We start from the raw sequence: 18,783 nt of genomic DNA, 5'->3' as shown, positions 1-18,783 counted from the left end.
CCCCCCGGCACCGGCACCGCTCCCCGCCCCGCTGCCCCGCACCGACGCCGGCTGAGGCCGCCACCCCCCGCACCGGCGCCGCGTCCGGCCCGCCCGCTCCGTACACTGGGCCCCGTGAGCGACCTCCCCCCGTACGACGACAGCGAGCAGCCCGATCCCGTGGACTCCTTCGAGGAGATCATCGAGGCCGAGACGACCCGCGACCCCGATCTCGCGGTGATCGAGGCCGGCAGCCGCACCCTGCGCACCCAGGGCGGGCCGCCGAGCACCGACGTGCCCGCGCGGCCCGAGGACCCGGAGGTCGACAAGGCGCTGCGCGAGGTCGAGGCGGAGCTGGCGAGCCGCTGGGGCGAGACCAAGCTGGAGCCGTCGGTCAGCAGGATCGCCGCGCTGATGGACGTCCTGGGCGAGCCGCAGCGGTCGTACCCCTCGATCCACATCACCGGGACCAACGGCAAGACCTCCACCGCCCGCATGATCGAGGCGCTGCTCGGCGCCTTCGAGCTGCGCACCGGCCGGTACACCTCCCCGCACGTGCAGTCGGTCACCGAACGGATCAGCCTGGACGGCGCGCCGGTCTCCGCCGAGCGGTTCATCGAGACGTACCAGGACGTCAAGCCGTACGTGGAGATGGTCGACGCCGCGCAGGAGTATCGGCTCTCCTTCTTCGAGGTGCTGACCGGCATGGCGTACGCGGCCTTCGCGGACGCGCCGGTGGACGTCGCCGTCGTCGAGGTGGGCATGGGCGGCAGCTGGGACGCCACGAACGTCATCGACGGTGACGTCGCGGTGATCACCCCGATCGGCCTCGACCACACCGACCGGCTCGGCGGCACCACGGGCGAGATCGCCGGGGAGAAGGCCGGGATCATCAAGCAGGACGCCACCGTGATCATGGCGCAGCAGCCGGTGGACGCGGCGCAGGTGCTGCTGAAGAAGTCCGTGGAGGTCAACGCCACGGTGGCCCGTGAGGGGCTGGAGTTCGGTGTCGTGGCGCGGCAGGTGGCCGTGGGCGGGCAGCTGATGACGCTGCGCGGTCTGGGCGGCGAGTACCCGGAGGTGTACCTGCCGCTGCACGGTGCGCACCAGGCGCACAACGCGGCCGTGGCGCTCGCCGCCGTGGAGGCCTTCTTCGGGGTGGGCGCGCAGCGCGCGGAGCCGCTGGACGCGGAGACGGTCCGCAAGGCGTTCGCGTCGGTCAGCTCGCCGGGCCGGATGGAGGTCGTGCGCCGGTCGCCGACCGTGGTGCTGGACGCCGCGCACAATCCGGCGGGCGCGCAGGTCACGGCCGAGGCGGTGCGGGAGGCGTTCGACTTCAGCCGGCTGATCGGTGTGGTCGGGGCGAGCGGCGACAAGAACGTGCGCGGTCTGCTGGAGGCGTTCGAGCCGATCTTCGCGGAGGTCGTGGTCACGCAGAACTCCAGCCACCGCGCGATGGACGCCGACGAGCTGGCCGCGGTCGCCGTGGAGGTGTTCGGCGAGGAGCGGGTCCAGGTGGAGCCGCGGCTGCCGGACGCGCTGGAGGCGGCGATCACGCTCGCCGAGGAGGAGGGCGAGTTCTCCGGCGGCGGTGTGCTCGTCACCGGTTCCGTCATCACCGTCGGTGAGGCCCGACTGCTCCTCGGGAGGGGCTGACTTTCCGTGCGTACGCTGTGTTCCTCGACTCTGATCGGTGAGTTCTTCGTCATCGGCTTCGCCGCGCTGGTCGCGATGAAGGACCCGGACCTGTCCATGTCGACCGTGTGGACGGTCAGCGGCATCGCGATGGTGCTGTGCGTGCTGCTGTGCGGGATGCTGAACCGGCCCGGCGGGGTGGCGCTCGGCTGGGCGCTGCAGATCGCGCTGATCGCCTCCGGGTTCGTCGTGCCGGTGATGTACTTCCTGGGCGCGGTGTTCGCCGGGCTGTGGTGGGCGTCGGTGCACTTCGGCCGGAAGATCGACGCGGCGAAGGCGAGATTCGCCGCCCAGGCCGCCGAGGCCGAGGGCGCCGAGCCGGCCGGGGCCGCGCGGGCCACGCCGGCCGCCGGGGCCGGCTCCGCCTCGGCTGACGCTGTGTGACGGAGACCTTGTAGGGTCGTGCCACCGCACATCTGTACAGCAGAAGGAGTCCATCGTGACCCAGCGCACCCTCGTCCTCCTCAAGCCCGACGCGGTCCGTCGTGGCCTGACCGGCGAGATCATCAGCCGTATCGAGCGCAAGGCCGGCTGGCAGATCACCGCGCTGGAGCTGCGCACCCTGGACCAGGACACGCTGGAGCAGCACTACGGCGAGCACAAGGGCAAGCCGTTCTACGAGCCGCTGGTGGCGTTCATGGCCTCCGGTCCGGTCGTGGCCATGATCGTCGAGGGTGAGCGGGTCATCGAGGGCGTGCGTGCCCTGGCCGGTCCGACCGACCCGATCGCCGCCGCGCCCGGTTCGATCCGCGGTGACTACGGCGTGATCGTGCGGGAGAACCTGATCCACGCCTCGGACTCCGAGGAGTCCGCCGAGCGCGAGGTGAAGATCTTCTTCCCCGGCCGCGGCTGAGCCGGGGGCGCCGGCCCGGGGGAGACCCCGGCACCGGCTCCCCGCTCACCCTTTCTGACGTACCGTCAGTTCATCTGACCGCCTGACCTGGGCGGCCGTCCGCATCCGGCCGCCCATCGGCATACCCGGTGCCGATCGGGGGAACGCGTGCCCCCGATGGGCCGTCTCCACAAGCGAGGCGGTACGCCATCTGCTGACAATGGCGAAGACCCTCGCGCAGTGTTCGTGCAGGCGCGTTTACGATGGAAGCCTTCACGTCACAGCACCCACCTCGCCGTACCTGAAATGCCCTCAAAAGCTCTCAGGGAAGGCCAGACGAATCCTGATGGGGAACTCAATGTCGTTCATCGGCCGTGACATGGCTGTCGACCTCGGGACCGCCAACACGCTGGTGTACGTCAGGGGTCGCGGGATCGTACTCAACGAGCCGTCCGTCGTCGCGATCAACACGAACACCGGTGGCATCCTCGCGGTCGGCGCCGAGGCGAAGAAGATGATCGGGCGCACGCCCGGCAACATCGTCGCCGTGCGCCCGCTCAAGGACGGCGTCATCGCGGACTTCGAGATCACCGAGCGCATGCTCCGCTACTTCATCCTGAAGATCCACAAGCGGCGGTATCTGGCTCGTCCGCGGGTCGTGGTCTGCGTGCCCTCCGGCATCACCGGCGTCGAGCGCCGCGCGGTCATCGAGGCCTCCTCGCAGGCCGGCGCCCGCCAGGTGCACATCATCGAGGAGCCCATGGCCGCGGCCATCGGCTCCGGCCTGCCGGTCCACGAGGCCACGGGCAACATGGTGGTGGACATCGGCGGCGGCACCACGGAGGTCGCGGTCATCTCGCTCGGCGGCATCGTCACCGCCCAGTCCATCCGCGTCGCGGGCGACGAACTGGACAACGCGATCATCCAGCACGTCAAGAAGGAGTACAGCCTTCTGCTGGGCGAGCGCACGGCCGAGCAGATCAAGATCACGATCGGTTCCGCGTACGAACTCGACGCCGACGAGCACACCGAGATCCGCGGCCGGGACCTCGTCTCCGGCCTGCCCAAGACCGTCGTCATCTCGGCCGCCGAGGTCCGCAAGGCGATCGAGGAACCGGTCAACGCGATCGTCGACGCCGTCAAGACGACCCTCGACAAGTGCCCGCCGGAGCTGTCCGGCGACATCATGGACCGGGGCATCGTGCTGACCGGCGGCGGCGCGCTGCTGCGCGGCCTGGACGAGCGGCTGCGCCGGGAGACCGGCATGCCGATCCACATCGCCGAGGACCCGCTGGACAGCGTGGCGCTCGGCTCCGGAAAGTGCGTCGAGGAGTTCGAGGCGCTGCAGCAGGTCCTGGACGCCCAGCCGCGCCGATGACGCAGCTTTTCGATTCCGCCGTACGAGATGATCTCCTCTCGTACGGCGGATCGTTGATATAGAGGCATAAGCTCCCACGAACGGGCCCCTCGGGTTTGCGCTTCGCCACCGGCGTTCTCCAGGGGCCACCCGAATTCCTACGAGGAAGGGCACGGCCGCCGCACGTGAGGGACACGAAAGAGAGCCGGCTGCTCCTGGTGCTGCTGATCGCCGTAGCGTTCGCGCTGATCACGGTGGACATCCGCGGCGGGGAGAACTCCCCGGTGGACGGCGCCCGGCGCGCCGCCGCCACCGTCTTCGGCCCGATCGAGAACGGCGTGTCGGGGGCGGTGGACCCGGTCGGCAACGCGGTCTCCGCGGTCCGCGACTCCGGCGACCGCCACGACCGGCTCGCCGCGCTGGAGAAGGAGAACGCGGCGCTCAAGGCCAAGCTCGGCAGCGACGACCGCACCCGCAGCCGCCTGGGCCAGCTGGACAGGATGCTGAAGCTGGCCGGCCAGGGCCAGTACGGCATCAAGGGCGCCCAGGTCATCGCCATAGGAGCCGCGCAGGGCTTCTCCTGGACCATCACCATCGACGCCGGCTCGAACGACGGCATCCGCCGCGACATGACCGTCCTCAACGGCGACGGACTCGTCGGCCGCGTCACCACCGTCGGCCCCGACTCGGCGACCGTCCTGCTCGCCAACGACCCCGACTTCACCGTCGGCACCCGCATGGAGGGCAGCGACGAACTCGGCTTCGCCTCCGGCCAGGGCGACCGCCCGATGCGCGTCCAGCTCCTCAACGGCAAGGCGGAGGTGAAGAAGGGCGACCGGCTCATCACCTTCGGCTCGCAGTCCGACAAGCCGTTCGTGCCCGGCGTCCCGGTCGGTGTGGTCTCCCGCGTCGACCCCTCCGGCGGCGACCTGACCCGCACCGTCTACGTCACCCCGTACGTCGGCTTCAGCAAGCTGGACGTCGTCGGCGTCGTCGTCCAGGCCCCGAAGAAGGATCCGCGCGACACGGTCCTGCCGCCCAAGCCCAAGCCGACCCCGACGCCCACCGTCACCGTGACCGTCACCCCCTCCGCCGACGCGAACACCGCCGGCCGCTCCGGGGACGGCACCACGGGCCTGCCCGACACCGGCACCACCGGCGGGCCCGACGCGCAGTCCACCGACGGCCAGCAGCAGTAGGAGCGAGAAAAGTCCCCATGCGTCTCAACCGGATCCTGCTCTCCACCGTGCTGGTCGTCGTCGCCCTGGTGATCCAGGTGAGCGTCCTGGCCCGGCTGCACCTGCCCGGCGCCGTCCCCGACCTGCTGCTGCTCACCGTGCTCGGCCTGGCCATGGTCTACGGCCACGTCGGCGGCTGCCTCGTCGGCTTCGGCGCCGGCCTCCTCGCCGACCTCGCCCCGCCCGCCGACCACGCCGCCGGGCGCTACGCCCTCGTGCTGTGCGTCATCGGCTACCTCGCCGGACTCATCAAGCCCGAGACCGGCCAGGTCAGGTCGGCCACCGGCCCGATGGCCGTGGTGGTCGCCGCCGCCATCGGCTCCACCCTGCTGTACGCCGGGGTCGGCGCCCTCGTCGGCGACACCGCCGCCCGCCACGTCGGCCTGCCCGGCCTGCTGATCAGCGCCGCCGTCTACGACCTGCTGCTCGCGCCGTTCGTGGTCCCCGGCATCATGGCGCTGGCCCGGCGCGCCGAGAACGACCCGCTCGCCGAGGCCGGTTCGGCCAAGAAGTCCGACATCTCCTCGGGCTGGCTCTCCTCCGGCACCGGACTGCGCATCGGCGGCCAGCGCGGCGCGCTCGGCGGTCTGAAGACGAAGGCCCGCACCCGCACCACCCGGGTGGGCCGCATCAAGGGGGTCAAGCGCCTGTGACAGCACGGCGGTTGAACGGCGGTGGGTCCCACGGCTGCGCCGGACACGACGCGTCCGCACACTGAGAGGGGGAGGCAGCACCAGTGACCAACATTCCCGAGACCGGCCGGACCCCACGGGTCCAGACCCGGCTCGTCGTCATCCAGATCCTCGTCCTCTCCCTGCTCGGCACCCTCGGCGGCCGGCTGTGGTACCTCCAGATCCGAGAGGGCGCCCACTACCAGAAGGAGGCGTCCGGCAACCACGTCCAGCAGGTCGTCCAGCCCGCCACGCGCGGCTCCATCCTGGACGCCCGCGGCGTGCCGCTGGCCGACAACGAGACCCGCCTGGTGGTCTCCGCCTCCCGCACCGACCTGCTCAAGCAGAAGGACGACGGCAAGGCGGTCCTCACCAAGCTCGCCGGCGTCCTCGGCATGGACCCGCAGGAGATCCAGCAGAAGGTCCGGCTGTGCGACGCCAAGACCCCGCAGCCCTGCTGGAACGGTTCGCCCTACCAGCCCATCCCGCTCACCGACGAGGCCACGCCCAAGCAGGCCCTGCAGATCCGCGAGCGCGCCGAGGACTTCCCCGGCATCACCGCCGAGCCCGAGGCCGTGCGCCGCTACGCGGGCCCCGGCAAGTCCAACACCGCGCAGGTCCTCGGCTACCTCTCGCCCGTCACCGACGACGAGATCCAGCGGGCCAAGGACACCTCCTCGCCCTACCTGCGCTCCGACATGGTCGGCCGCTCCGGGCTCGAGCGGCAGTACGACAAGGAACTGCGCGGCAAGGCCGGCGTCACCCGCTACGAGGTCGACAACCTCGGCCGGGTCATCGGCAAGGCCAAGTCGGACGCGGCCGAGCCCGGTTCGAACCTGGTCACCAGCATCGACGCGCGCGTCCAGCGGGTCTCCGAGTACGAGCTGGACAAGGCCATGAAGGCCGCACGCCGGCAGTACGACAGCATCACCGGCACCAACTACAAGGCCGACTCCGGCGCCGTCGTCGTCATGGAGGCCAAGACCGGCCGGGTCGTCGCCATGGCGTCCGCGCCGACGTACGACCCCAACGTCTGGGTCGGCGGCATCTCCGCCAAGGACTACGCCAAGCTCACCGGGAAGAACTCCGACTACCCGCTGCTGAACCGCGCCATACAGGGTCAGTCCGCGCCCGGCTCGACCTTCAAGGTGGTCTCCACGGCCGCCGCGGTCCAGGCCGGCTACGACTTCAACGGCGCCTACCCGTGCACCAGCTCCTACTCGGTCGGCGGCCAGACCTTCAAGAACTTCGAGGGCGAGAACTTCGGCGACATCACCCTCGGCCGCGCCCTGGAGGTCTCCTGCGACACCGTCTTCTACGGTCTCGCGGACAGCGAGTGGAAGAAGGACGGCGGGATCAACCCGAAGAAGGGCCGGCCCAAGGACTGGTTCTTCAAGACCGCCCACCAGTTCGGCCTCGGCAAGGAGACCGGCATCGACCTGCCCAACGAGGTCACCGGCCGCGTCCCCGACCGCCAGTGGAAGCAGCGCTACTGGGAGGCCAACAAGGACGCCTGGTGCAAGTCCGGCAAGAAGAACGGCACCTACGTCGAGAAGATCGCATACGAGAACTGCCTCGAAGGCAACAAGATGCGCGAGGGTGACGAGATCAACTACTCCATCGGCCAGGGCGACACCCTGCTCACCCCGATCCAGGAGGCCGTGATCTACGGCGCGATCTCCAACGGCGGCACCATGTACACCCCGACCATCGGCAAGGCCGTCATCAGCCCCGACGGCAAGCACGTCACCGAGATCAAGCCCCAGGCGCACGGCAGGCTGCCCATCACCAAGGCCACCCGCGACATGATGGACCAGGCGCTCGCGGGCGTCGCCACGCGCGGTACCGCCGCCTGGAAGTTCAACGGCTGGCCGCAGGACAAGATCCCGCTGCACGCCAAGACCGGTACCGCCGAGGTCTACGGCAAGCAGACCACGTCCTGGCTCGCCACCTACACCAAGGACTACACGGTCATCATGACCATCGCCCAGGCCGGTACCGGCTCCGGCGCCTCCGGTGAGGCCGTGCGCAACATCTACAGCGCCCTGTACGGCGTGCAGGCCGACGGCTCCGTCGACAACCGCAAGGCCCTGCTGCCCACGCCGCAGACGAGCCTGCCGAAGATCCAGCCCGACGGCACCATCCCCGCCCCGAAGATCCCCGGCGACCCGGCCAAGGACCAGGAGAAGATCGCCAAGCAGGTCGCCGAGCAGGGCACCACCACCGCCCCCGACGGCCAGCAGACACCCGCGACCACCAACACCTCCACGGGCAACCGTGACACCCGCAGGCGCCCGCGCCGCCGGGGAAGCAGGGGAAGCCGGAGGAGCGGCGCATGACCGGCGCGAACAACTTCTCCGTCCCCGGCTACGGGCCCCAGCGGGCCGGCTGGACCCGGCTCCTCGCCCGTGACTCGGTGGTCCGCCGCCTGGACTGGCCGATACTGCTGTCGGCGCTCGCGCTCTCCGGCATCGGCACCGCCCTGGTCTTCTCGGCCACCCGCAACCGCACCGAGATCAACCAGGGCGACCCGTACTACTTCCTGATCCGCAACCTGCTCAACACCGGCATCGGGTTCGCCCTGATGATCGGCACCGTCTGGCTGGGCCACCGCACGCTGCGCAGCGCGGTCCCGATCCTCTACGGCGCCTCGCTCTTCGGCATCCTGCTGGTGCTCACCCCGCTCGGCGCCACCATCAACGGCAGCCGCAACTGGATCGTGCTCGGCGGCGGCTTCTCCATCCAGCCCTCGGAGTTCGTGAAGATCACGATCATCCTCGGGATGGCGATGATGCTCGCCGCGCGGGTGGACGCCGGCGACAAGGAGTACCCCGACCACCGCACCGTCCTGCAGTCCCTGGGCCTGGCCGCCGTACCGATCCTGGTCGTGCTGCTCATGCCCGACCTGGGAACGGTCCTGGTCCTGGTGGCCATCATCCTGGGCGTGCTGCTCGCCTCCGGCGCCTCCAACCGCTGGGTGTTCGGCCTGCTCGCCACGGGCGCGGTCGGCTGCATCGCCATCTGGCAGCTGCACATCCTCGACGAGTACCAGATCAACCGGTTCGCGGCCTTCGCCAACCCGAGCCTGGACCCGTCCGGCGTCGGCTACAACACCAACCAGGCCCGTATCGCCATCGGCTCCGGCGGTCTCACCGGCGCGGGCCTCTTCCACGGCTCCCAGACCACCGGCCAGTTCGTCCCCGAACAGCAGACCGACTTCGTCTTCACGGTCGCGGGGGAGGAGCTGGGCTTCGCCGGCGCGGGCCTGATCATCGTGCTGCTCGGCGTCGTCCTGTGGCGTGCCTGCCGCATCGCCCGCGAGACCACCGAGCTGTACGGCACCGTCGTCGCCGCCGGGATCGTCGCCTGGTTCGCCTTCCAGGCCTTCGAGAACATCGGCATGACGCTCGGCATCATGCCGGTCACCGGCCTGCCCCTGCCGTTCGTCTCCTACGGCGGCTCGTCCATGTTCGCGGTATGGGTGGCGGTGGGCCTGCTGCAGTCGATCAGGGTGCAGCGGCCCATGTCGGCGTAGCGCACCGGACCCGGCCGGCGCCGGCCCGTCGGGGGCCGCCGCCGGCCGGTACCGCGGCCGTTCGGGGCAGCCCTCCGGCCGGGTTAGGCTTGAGGGTCCCCCCTGTCAGCTCACGAAAGTTCCCCGCGATGACCGTCGAGTCGGTTTTCCCGCAGCTCGAAGCCTTGCTCCCGCATGTGCAGAAGCCGATCCAGTACGTGGGCGGCGAACTCAACTCCACCGTCAAGAGCTGGGACGAGTGCGACGTCCGGTGGGCGCTCATGTACCCGGACGCCTACGAGGTCGGCCTGCCCAACCAGGGCGTCATGATCCTCTACGAGGTGCTCAACGAGCGGGAGGGCGTCCTCGCCGAGCGCACCTACAGCGTGTGGCCCGACCTGGAGGCGCTGATGCGGGAGCACGGCGTCCCGCAGTTCACGGTGGACAGCCACCGCCCGGTGAAGGCCTTCGACGTGTTCGGCCTGTCCTTCTCCACGGAGCTGGGCTACACCAACATGCTCACGGCCCTGGACCTGGCCGGCATCCCCCTGGAGGCCAAGGACCGCACGGTCGACGACCCGATCGTCATGGCCGGCGGCCACGCCGCCTTCAACCCCGAGCCGATCGCCGACTTCATCGACTGCGCGGTCATCGGCGACGGTGAGCAGGCGGTCCTGGAGGTCACCGAGATCGTCCGCGCCTGGAAGGCCGAGGGCCGCCCCGGCGGCCGCGAGGAAGTGCTCTTCCGCCTGGCGAAGACCGGCGGGGTGTACGTCCCCGGCTTCTACGACGTCGAGTACCTCCCCGACGGCCGTATCGCCCGCGTCGTCCCCAACCGGTCCGGCGTGCCGTGGCGCGTGTCCAAGCACACCGTGATGGACCTGGACGAGTGGCCCTACCCCAAGCAGCCCCTCGTCCCGCTCGCGGAGACCGTCCACGAGCGGATGTCGGTGGAGATCTTCCGCGGCTGCACGCGCGGCTGCCGCTTCTGCCAGGCCGGCATGATCACCCGTCCGGTGCGCGAGCGCTCCATCACCGGCATCGGCGAGATGGTCGAGCAGGGCCTGAAGGCGACCGGCTTCGAGGAGGTCGGCCTGCTGTCGCTCTCCTCCGCGGACCACAGCGAGATCGGCGACATCGCCAAGGGCCTCGCCGACCGCTACGAGGACGACAAGATCGGCCTCTCGCTGCCCTCCACCCGCGTCGACGCCTTCAACGTGGACCTGGCCAACGAGCTGACCCGCAACGGCCGCCGCTCGGGCCTGACCTTCGCCCCCGAGGGCGGCTCCGAGCGCATGCGCAAGGTCATCAACAAGATGGTCTCCGAGGACGACCTGATCCGCACCGTCGCCACCGCCTACGGCAACGGCTGGCGCCAGGTCAAGCTGTACTTCATGTGCGGCCTGCCCACCGAGACCGACGACGACGTCCTGCAGATCGCCGACATGGCGACCCGCGTCATCGCCAAGGGCCGCGAGGTCTCCGGCGCCAACGACATCCGCTGCACGGTCTCCATCGGCGGGTTCGTTCCCAAGCCGCACACCCCCTTCCAGTGGGCCCCGCAGCTGTCGGCCGAGGAGACCGACGCCCGCCTGGCCAAGCTGCGCGACAAGATCCGCGGTGACAAGAAGTACGGCCGCTCCATCGGCTTCCGCTACCACGACGGCAAGCCCGGCATCGTCGAGGGCCTGCTTTCCCGGGGCGACCGCCGCATCGGCGCGGTGATCCGCGCGGTCTACGAGGACGGCGGCCGCTTCGACGGCTGGCGCGAGCACTTCTCCTACGACCGCTGGATGGCCTGCGCGGACAAGGCGCTCGCCCCCTTCGGCGTCGACGTCGACTGGTACACCACCCGCGAGCGCTCCTACGAGGAGGTCGGACGCCCTCGACGAGACGGAGGTCGAGGACTGCCGCTGGACGCCGTGCTTCGACTGCGGGGTGTGCCCGGCGATGGACACGTCCATCCAGATCGGCCCGACGGGCCGGAAGCTGCTGCCGCTGAGTGTGAAGAAGCCGGCGGGGAGCGGGCACACGCACTGATAGCGGGCACACGCACTGATCAGGGGCGGCCGGGAGCGGGCCGGGCGGGCTGCGGGGGGTCGCGGCCCGCTGCCGGGCTGAAACCGGGGAGTGGGGATGGACCGAGCCCCGGCGGCGCACCGCTGAGGTTGGGGCGGGACGTCCGCAGAGGACGAGACGGCCGCGGTGCTCGGTTCGCTCGACGGCTGTCGACGGAGGCCACCGAGGAACCCGGAACTCCGGGCGTTTCTCGAGCGCGCTGCGGCCGGGCTGCACCACGGCGATGACGAGCTGACCTGGCTGACCGGTGCTGAGAACGGCGGGTGCGACGAGAACGACTGCCGGGACGTCTACCGCACCGCAGACGCCCCGCTCTCCAGGTGCAGGGGGCGGCCGCCGAGCCCCACCGGGCATCCTCGGCCGCTGGGGGACGGCTTCGTGCCAGTTGTCGCACGGGGGAGAGGTTTGAGTACGCGTACTCAAGTGCTCTGTAGCAGGACGCCACTATTGTCACTGGAGTCGGCCGGTGCGCTACGGAGCGTGTTTGGAGGGTACGTGTCCACGGGGGGCGGCAGTTCATGGATGTCGGGCGTCTTCGACATGGCGGCGGGTGCCGCTGCGGGCGTGATGACGGAGCCGACGTCGTTCACCGCGTTCCAGAAGCGCATCGACGCCCTCATCCATGACCTCAAGCAGTCGCCGGCCGGTGCCCACCAGGTGGGGAAGGACCAGCCTGGCCGTGTGCACTTCGGCGGAGGCGACGGCACGTGGGGTTCGGCCGACACGCTCGGCACCGCGCACACCAAGGTGATCAGCGAGCTGGAGAAGCTGTCCGAGATGCTCTCGGATTCGATCGAGGGCATGAGCGTCGCGGTCCTCGCCTCACACAGGGGTTACGAGAACGTGGACGCCGACGTCCGCGACCGGCTGCACGCCATCACGGCGGAGGCCGAGAAGAACTTCGGCGGCAAGTACGTGCCCGGCCTGGCCAAGCAGCGGACGGGAGACCAGCACGGCGACCGGACCAGCACGCCGACGCCGGACACGGCGGGCGGCGAGACCGCCGGAGGGATCTGATGGGTGACGATCCGTTCGCCGACATGTCGCACGCGGAGATGCTGGCGTGGCTCGACAGAGCCGATCCGGCCATCGTCCAGGCCGGTGCGGACAGGCTGCTCGCGGCGGCCGAGGAGATCGAGAAGATCGCCACCGAGCTCAAGATCCGCCCACAGTACGTGGAGTGGAAGGGCCTGGGCGCCGATGCCTTCCGCGCCTGGGGCGGGGATCTGGCCAACGCCACCTTGCGGATCGCTGACTACAGCTACGGCTCCGGCACCTTCCTCTCTCACGCTGCCGATGCCATCGCTCGTACCAAGGCGTCGATCCCGCGCGAAGACGGTGACGCGCAGGCCGGCATCGACGCCGCGAAGGCCGTTCCCAAAGACCCGGACACGGCGAAGATCCTTGCGAAGGCGACCGCGCACAAGGAGTAGTTGCGTCAGCAGGCAGCCGACGAGATGACCAAGCTCGGACAGGCTTACGACCAGCCCCACGCTCGGCATATCCCGGACACAAGGGCGACATCATCCCGCAAGCCATCCATGACTCGTACGCGGAAAAGGCCGGGCCGACTCTGCGGGAATTCATGGACGGAACCCGCGTCGCCCACCAGACCGAGTCGGGCCCCAATAATCTTGGGCACACGACACTGATCGGGCACAGCTACGGCTCGACAGTGATCGGGGACGCAGCTAAAGCGGGATCGTTCCTGGACGGCCCGCTCGCCGCCGACGACGTGGTCGTGGCAGGGAGCCCCGGCATGCAGGCGGCCCGTTCCGGTGACCTCGGTATCGATCCGCACCACATGTGGGCAATGCAAGGAACCGGCGACGATGATTTCGTTACCGGCGGCGGTAGGCTCGTCGGGCTCGGAGGTGACTTCACGATTCCCACCGATGACAGTTTCGGGTCGACTGTCATGAAGACGGACGGCGGGGGACATGGAGCGTACTGGGATGTCGCCAAGAACGGAAACCCGTCAGAAGCGTTGAAGAATCAGGCTCGTGTCATCGTGGGCGACTATGAAGGTGTAACTGTTGAGGATTAACTGGGTGAATGTGGCGTGGAGGAGCGGGTCGCTGGCGAAATTGTCCGCCCTTGCGGCCGCCTCCCTCGTATTGACAGGGTGTGCATCTGTGGATTCCAAGAGTGACGAAGAAAAGCTCGGTTACAAGCCGCAGGAGCAGGCGATTCAGGCCTCGAAGGACGAGGTCAACGACGTCTCCGGCGGACTCCTGGACTGGATGGGTGTAAAGGGAAAAGTTACGGAGCCCAGCGCCGCAGTGAATAATTGCGACGCCGTCGACCCCGACATGGAGAAATACTACTCGATTCATCACCCGTGGTCCGTCTACGACCTGAAATCGGGAACCTTCCAGCAGGCCATGGACAACCTTCGCAAAGAACTTCCCGCGCACGGCTGGAGAATCACCAAGGACGGCGAGACGAAGTCGATGGCCCGCAACCCGGAAATCATCGCAGTCAACGAGAAGACGCATCACGCTGTCGCGATCGAGTGGGCGAAGAAACGCTCGGGAAACCTGAAGCAGATCATCACTGTGGATGTGAATTCACGTTGCTATCGGGCGCCGGCGGGCACGAACATCTCTGACGAGAGGTGACGCGGCTCCTCGTACCCCGTCATTCTAAAGACCGGGCAGCAGTGCTGACGGACGTCGCCGCGGCCGGTCTCGCCGTATCTTTCCTGCCACAGGATGCGCCAGGGGCCCGGGCTGGACGCCCTCGACGAGACGGAGGTCGAGGACTGCCGCTGGACGCCGTGCTTCGACTGCGGGGTGTGCCCGGCGATGGACACGTCCATCCAGATCGGCCCTACGGGGCGGAAGCTGCTGCCGCTGAGTGTGAAGAAGCCGGCTTGAGCAGCGGCGATGCAGTCTAGGTGACGAGAGGCGTTCGGGTGAGGGCTCAGGACGCCTCTCGGACGTTGAAGACGCCTCTTTTGGCTACAAGGTGACGTGGGACAGGGGGTGCACCGCCGTGGCTCGTGAGGAAGCTCGTGGTGCTGACCGCGTGATCGGCGATGTCTCCGTAGCGGTGCGGATAGCCGCGCCCTGATGCCTCTGGGCATGTTCCTCCGCGCTTCAGGTCGTGGAGGATCGGCCTGCCCTTGTGGGGCATGCGCGGGCGGCGCGGGGCGGGCCACCGGGCTTGGTCGGCCGCCACGGGTTGGCTTCGCGCCAATTCCTGCCTGGTGAGGCGCCTGAGTACCGGTACTCAGGCGCTTTGGTCAGGACGCCAATACAGTCACGGTAGTTGGCTTGCAGGCCACGGGATGTGTCTGAGGAGGTCATGTGCCCATGGGGGACAACAGCTCATGGGCGTCGGGGGCTTTCGACGCGGTGAAGGACGCCGCAGGTGCCGCCCAGGACCTGATGACGGAGCTGACGTCGTTCACGAGGTTCCAAAAGCGCATCGACCAGCTCGTCCAAGACCTCAAGCAGTCGCCGGCCAGCGCGCATCACGTGGGCATGGACCAGCCGACCCGCGCCAGCTACGGCGGCGGGGCAGGGGTGTGGCATCCGGCTGACAGGCTGTACACCGCGCACGCCACGATGGTCGAGTCGCTGGAGGAGCTGTCCAAGCTGGTCTCGGACTCGATCGAGGGCATGGGGCTCGCGGTGCTCGCTTCGCACCAGGGATACGAGAACGTGGATGCGGATGTCCGTGACCGGCTCAACGCCATCCACGCGGAGGCGAAGAAGAACTTCGGCGCCGAGTACACGCCCGATCTGCCCCACCAGGCGGGCGAGCACAGTGGCGGGCCGGGCGGTCGGAAGTCCTCGGCCGAGGCGCCGGACGCCGAGACTGCGGGTGGCATCTGATGGGCGCCGATCCGTTCGCGGACATGTCCCATGAGGAGATGCTGGCGTGGCTCGATGAGGCGAACGCCAATGACCTGCAGGCTGGGGCGGAAAAGTTCCTCGCGGCTGCCAAGGAGATCGAGAAGATCGCCGGTGAACTCAAGACCCGTCCGCAGTATGTGGAGTGGAAGGGACAGGGCGCCGACTCCTTCCGCACGTGGAGTGGAGACTTCGCCAACGCCACGCTGCGGGTCGTGGACTACGCCAACGATTCGGGCATGTACCTGTCACACGCCGCGGACGCGATCGCCCGTGCGAAGGCGTCGGTACCCCGTGACGACGGTGGGGCCCAGGCGAACATCGATGCGGCGAAGGCGGCGCCACACGACCCTGATTCGGCGGGCATCCTGGCGAAGGCGACCGCGCAGAAGGAGCAGGTGCGCCAGCAGACCGCGGACGAGATGACGAAGCTGGGGCAGGCGTACCAGCTGTCAGCGGAACAGATCACGGCACTGAAGAAGCCGACGATCCCGCCGCCACCGGCCGCGATCGTACCGAAGGGCTCCAAGAGCGTCGGATCTGGCAAGGACACGGCCTTCCCGGGGACCGCTACTGGGTCGGCTCCGTCTGGCGCGGTGTCCAGCGCAGGAGTCACAGGCCATGCCGGCATTGCGTCCGAGGGGACGCCGGGCCATGCGCCGCAGGGCACAGTGACGGGTCATGCCGGTGGGGTGTCTGCAGGCGGCACTCTGCACGCGGATCCCGCCAGTGTTCCGCACACCGGGATCGATTCGACAGCGATTCTCCCCACCACGCACACGCCGACCGCGACAAGTGTTACGCCGCTGCCCACGCACAGTCCGGCCACGTCCGGCCCGAGCACGCCAAGCGTGCCGGTGCCGCCGATGACCGGCCCGGCGACGGGACGCACCGGTACGATCTCGGGGGCGAAGCTGCCTTCCCGTCCGTCGCAGGCCCCTGGACAAGGCCGCACCATCGGTGCCACCCGTCCGCCCACACCGGATCAGGGAACCGCCCGCCCCCGGACGGGCATGCCCGGCTTTGAGGACGGACGTACCGCTCCCGGTGCCGGTCACGCGACCGCATCGGCGCAGTACGGACGCACTCCGGGCAGTGCTCGGGGGATCGTGGGCGGCCGTCCCTCGCAGCCGCCCACGGGCAGGGCGATGCCGTACCGGGGCATCGTTGTCGGTGGCGAACCCGAGGGACAGGTCACCATGGGGCGCAGCATGCCCGGCGGGCGAGCGGGAGGCCGCAGCATGACCGGCTCGATGCCAGGGGGACGTCCCGGATCTGTGCCCCGTCCTGGCACCGGAAGAGGCGTCGTGGGCAACGAAGGCTTCGCAGGGACAGCAGCGCCCCGGGGACAGACGCCTGCGGGCAGCACTGCCGCTCCCGAGCGGGGTGTCATGGGCGCTCCTCCCGCCCAGCGCACGGCCCGTACAGCCTCCGGTGAGCGTGCCGTCCCGGGCACGGCGGCATCGCGTGACGGGATCGCGGGCGGCCTCCGCACTCCGCAGCGTGACGGCAAGAAGCGCCGCAACAAGGACCGCCGCGATCAGCGTCCCGAATTCGTCGCCGAGGACGAGGAGACCTGGCTGCCCGACAGGCGCCGTATCGTGCCTCCCACTGTCGACTGACCGTCTCGCAGGGAACGGACCGCTTCACATGCCGAGCTTCACCGCCCGCCGCGGGGCACTCACCACCGCTGCAGGAATGCTGCTCGTGGGCGCGGCAGTCCTGCCCGCCCATGCCGATTCGGTGCGCGGCCAGCAGTGGTTCCTGGACGCGATGAAGGCCGAGCAGATGTGGAAGACCAGCACCGGCAAGGGCATCACCGTCGCGGTCCTCGACACCGGGGTGAACGCGGACCATCCCGACCTGGCGGGCCGGATCCTGCCGGGCAAGGACATGGCCAGCACCGAACGTGGTGACGAGCACACCGACTATGAAGGCCACGGCACCAGCATGGCCGGCTTCATCGCTGCTACCGGAGCACGTGCCGGCGGGCACGGGGCGTTCGGCCTCGCACCCGGGACCAGGATCCTCCCCGTCCGCCTGCCACGTGTCGAGAAGCTCGATCCGGCCGTGGCGGACAAGGAGTTCGCCACGGCGATGGCCACGGGAATCCGGTACGCCAGCGACCACGGTGCGAAGGTCATCAACATCTCCCAGGCGTCCACCGTCGGCGGAACGGAGCTGACCAGTGCGGTGAAGCATGCACTGGACAAGGGAGCCTTGGTCTTCGCCGGTGTCGGCAACGACGGAGACAAGGGCAACCCGGTGATGTACCCGGCGGCGACTCCGGGCGCTGTCGGTGTTGCGGCCATCGGGAAGAACCTCAAGAAGACGGCCGAGTCCGAGTTCGGGCCGCAGGTCGACATGGCCGCCCCGGGCGAGGACATGGTCGAGGCCTGCGGAGGCAGAACCGGTCTGTGCACGTCACACGGCACCAGTGATGCCACGGCGTTGGCGTCGGCGAGTGCCGCTCTGATCTGGTCCGCTCACCCGACCTGGACGAACAACCAGGTCTTGCGGGTCATGCTGAACACCATCGGCGCCCCGGTGGACGGCTCGAAGCGTACGGACGCGATCGGCTACGGCATTGTTCGCCCCCGCCTCGCTCTGACCAACCCGGGAGATCCGGGCCCTGCCAACACGTATCCGTTGCCCGACTTCCCGGCCAAGGCGAGTGCGCCTCCTTCCCTGTCGGCATCGGCTGCCGGGCATGGTCGCGGCGGCGCCGCGGCGGCTAAGGAGGGCAGCGGGACCACCACGCTCGGCGTGGCCATCGGTACAGGCGTGGTCGTGTTGCTCGGTGGAACCGCGGCCGTGGTCGGCGCGCGGCGTCGACGTCGGCCCGGCACTGCGGGGGACCCGATCAGCCAGTACGGCCAAGGTCCCGCCGACGGTCGGCGATCGTTTTAGGCCGTGACAGAAGCAGGTGGGCGCGTTCCACGCACGGTGCAGGAGGTAGGTACGGATACTCAGCGCCGGTTTGAGTGATCCGGCAGACGTCACGCAGCGCACCTGACCCGTAAAGTCTGACGCGGCAACCGCACAGCGCACGAGCGACGTTGAACGCGGCTCTCCTGAGCATAGCTCGGGATATGGGGAGGACGATCGCCGGTGGCATGGGACGAGTGGGAGCAGCTCAAGGCGCACGCCGCCGAGCGGAACTCCGCCCATATGAACCTCAACGGCCTTACCAGGGCGGGCGGCCACGCGAAGCAGTCCGACGGGGCCGGCGGCAACGGCACGCTCAAGCACAAGGGCGGCCCATGGACGACGGCGGCTGGCACCTCGGAGGACCTGCAGACCCGTACGAGCACGGCACGCGATGACCTGACAAGCACCCACGAAGGCATCGGTGGCGGGCTCGCGGGTTTGGCCAGCCTCGGCTCGCTCAAGGCCGTGCACAAGTCATGGCACGACCGTCTCGGCCGGGTACGTGACGAGTGCAGCTCGCTTGAACCCAAACTGCGACAGGTAGCAGTAGATCTCGGCGAAGTCGACGCCGAAGTGAGCCACAAAGCGGAGGCGGTCAGGGTGCCGGGCATTCGGAGGGGCGAGTAG

At 69.3% G+C, this 18,783-nt stretch carries 17 protein-coding genes and 1 pseudogene; all 18 read left to right on the top strand.

All coding sequences use genetic code 11. From position 1 onward, the window contains the following. The first annotated feature begins 114 nt into the window (after positions 1-114). The 18 genes and pseudogenes from folC to IG64_RS10785 all read left to right on the top strand — a co-directional run bounded on the left by folC (position 115) and on the right by IG64_RS10785 (position 18,783). Complete coding sequence (folC, locus tag IG64_RS10870) at positions 115-1,635, top strand: bifunctional tetrahydrofolate synthase/dihydrofolate synthase (RefSeq protein WP_037854469.1); 1,521 nt, start codon at positions 115-117, stop codon at positions 1,633-1,635. Between the two features lie 6 nt (positions 1,636-1,641). After that, positions 1,642-2,058 carry a DUF4233 domain-containing protein gene (locus tag IG64_RS10865; RefSeq protein ID WP_037854467.1) on the top strand — a complete coding sequence of 139 codons (417 nt, stop codon included), beginning with the start codon at positions 1,642-1,644 and terminating at the stop codon, positions 2,056-2,058. Positions 2,059-2,113: 55 nt separating this feature from the next. Then, positions 2,114-2,527, top strand: coding sequence for a nucleoside-diphosphate kinase (gene ndk / locus IG64_RS10860; RefSeq protein WP_037854465.1), 414 nt, complete (start codon positions 2,114-2,116; stop codon positions 2,525-2,527). A 337-nt stretch (positions 2,528-2,864) separates the two neighbouring features. After that, positions 2,865-3,884: a rod shape-determining protein gene (locus IG64_RS10855; protein ID WP_037854464.1), complete on the top strand. Its 1,020-nt coding sequence runs from the start codon at positions 2,865-2,867 to the stop codon at positions 3,882-3,884. 164 nt (positions 3,885-4,048) lie between these two features. After that, positions 4,049-5,062: a rod shape-determining protein MreC gene (gene mreC / locus IG64_RS10850; protein ID WP_037854463.1), complete on the top strand. Its 1,014-nt coding sequence runs from the start codon at positions 4,049-4,051 to the stop codon at positions 5,060-5,062. Positions 5,063-5,079: 17 nt separating this feature from the next. Beyond that, on the top strand, positions 5,080-5,754 hold the full coding sequence (mreD, locus tag IG64_RS10845) for a rod shape-determining protein MreD (RefSeq protein WP_037854460.1): 675 nt from the start codon (positions 5,080-5,082) through the stop codon (positions 5,752-5,754). Positions 5,755-5,837: 83 nt separating this feature from the next. Then, positions 5,838-8,111, top strand: a complete 2,274-nt coding sequence (mrdA, locus tag IG64_RS10840; protein WP_037854457.1) for a penicillin-binding protein 2 — start codon at positions 5,838-5,840, stop codon at positions 8,109-8,111. Further along, positions 8,108-9,307 carry a rod shape-determining protein RodA gene (gene rodA / locus IG64_RS10835; protein WP_037854455.1) on the top strand — a complete coding sequence of 400 codons (1,200 nt, stop codon included), beginning with the start codon at positions 8,108-8,110 and terminating at the stop codon, positions 9,305-9,307. Before mrdA ends, rodA begins: the two co-directional genes overlap by 4 nt. Positions 9,308-9,435: 128 nt before the next feature. Continuing rightward, a pseudogene (locus IG64_RS10830) lies at positions 9,436-11,326 on the top strand (TIGR03960 family B12-binding radical SAM protein). Between the two features lie 534 nt (positions 11,327-11,860). Next, positions 11,861-12,382, top strand: a complete 522-nt coding sequence (locus tag IG64_RS10825) for a hypothetical protein (RefSeq protein ID WP_158771530.1) — start codon at positions 11,861-11,863, stop codon at positions 12,380-12,382. Further along, entirely contained in the window at positions 12,382-12,798 is a 417-nt protein-coding gene (locus IG64_RS10820; protein WP_037854453.1) for a hypothetical protein, read from the top strand. The genes IG64_RS10825 and IG64_RS10820 overlap by 1 nt, the downstream gene beginning before the upstream one ends. Positions 12,799-12,887: 89 nt before the next feature. After that, complete coding sequence (locus tag IG64_RS10815; protein ID WP_078883923.1) at positions 12,888-13,412, top strand: alpha/beta hydrolase; 525 nt, start codon at positions 12,888-12,890, stop codon at positions 13,410-13,412. Positions 13,413-13,500: 88 nt separating this feature from the next. Next, complete coding sequence (locus IG64_RS37530) at positions 13,501-13,986, top strand: hypothetical protein (RefSeq protein WP_051812621.1); 486 nt, start codon at positions 13,501-13,503, stop codon at positions 13,984-13,986. Positions 13,987-14,079: 93 nt separating this feature from the next. Next, positions 14,080-14,244 carry a hypothetical protein gene (locus tag IG64_RS41120; RefSeq protein WP_158771528.1) on the top strand — a complete coding sequence of 55 codons (165 nt, stop codon included), beginning with the start codon at positions 14,080-14,082 and terminating at the stop codon, positions 14,242-14,244. Positions 14,245-14,682: 438 nt separating this feature from the next. Further along, a complete protein-coding gene (locus IG64_RS10805) occupies positions 14,683-15,207 on the top strand; it encodes a hypothetical protein (protein ID WP_051812619.1) in 525 nt (174 codons plus the stop codon). Continuing rightward, positions 15,207-16,847, top strand: coding sequence for a hypothetical protein (locus IG64_RS41115; RefSeq protein WP_158771526.1), 1,641 nt, complete (start codon positions 15,207-15,209; stop codon positions 16,845-16,847). The genes IG64_RS10805 and IG64_RS41115 overlap by 1 nt, the downstream gene beginning before the upstream one ends. 28 nt (positions 16,848-16,875) lie before the next feature. Next, positions 16,876-18,135 (top strand): type VII secretion-associated serine protease mycosin, encoded by a 1,260-nt coding sequence (gene mycP, locus IG64_RS10790; protein WP_051812617.1) that lies wholly within the window; start codon positions 16,876-16,878, stop codon positions 18,133-18,135. A 201-nt stretch (positions 18,136-18,336) separates the two neighbouring features. Beyond that, the gene (locus IG64_RS10785; RefSeq protein ID WP_037854448.1) at positions 18,337-18,783 is read left to right on the top strand and encodes a hypothetical protein; all 447 of its coding nucleotides are present in this window, start codon (positions 18,337-18,339) and stop codon (positions 18,781-18,783) included.

This window comes from Streptomyces sp. NRRL S-340 (assembly GCF_000720185.1).
In the GTDB taxonomy this organism is placed as follows: Bacteria; Actinomycetota; Actinomycetes; order Streptomycetales; family Streptomycetaceae; genus Streptomyces.
The sequence above is the reverse complement of the archived record's forward strand: the minus strand, read 5'-3'. Positions and strand labels throughout refer to the sequence as shown.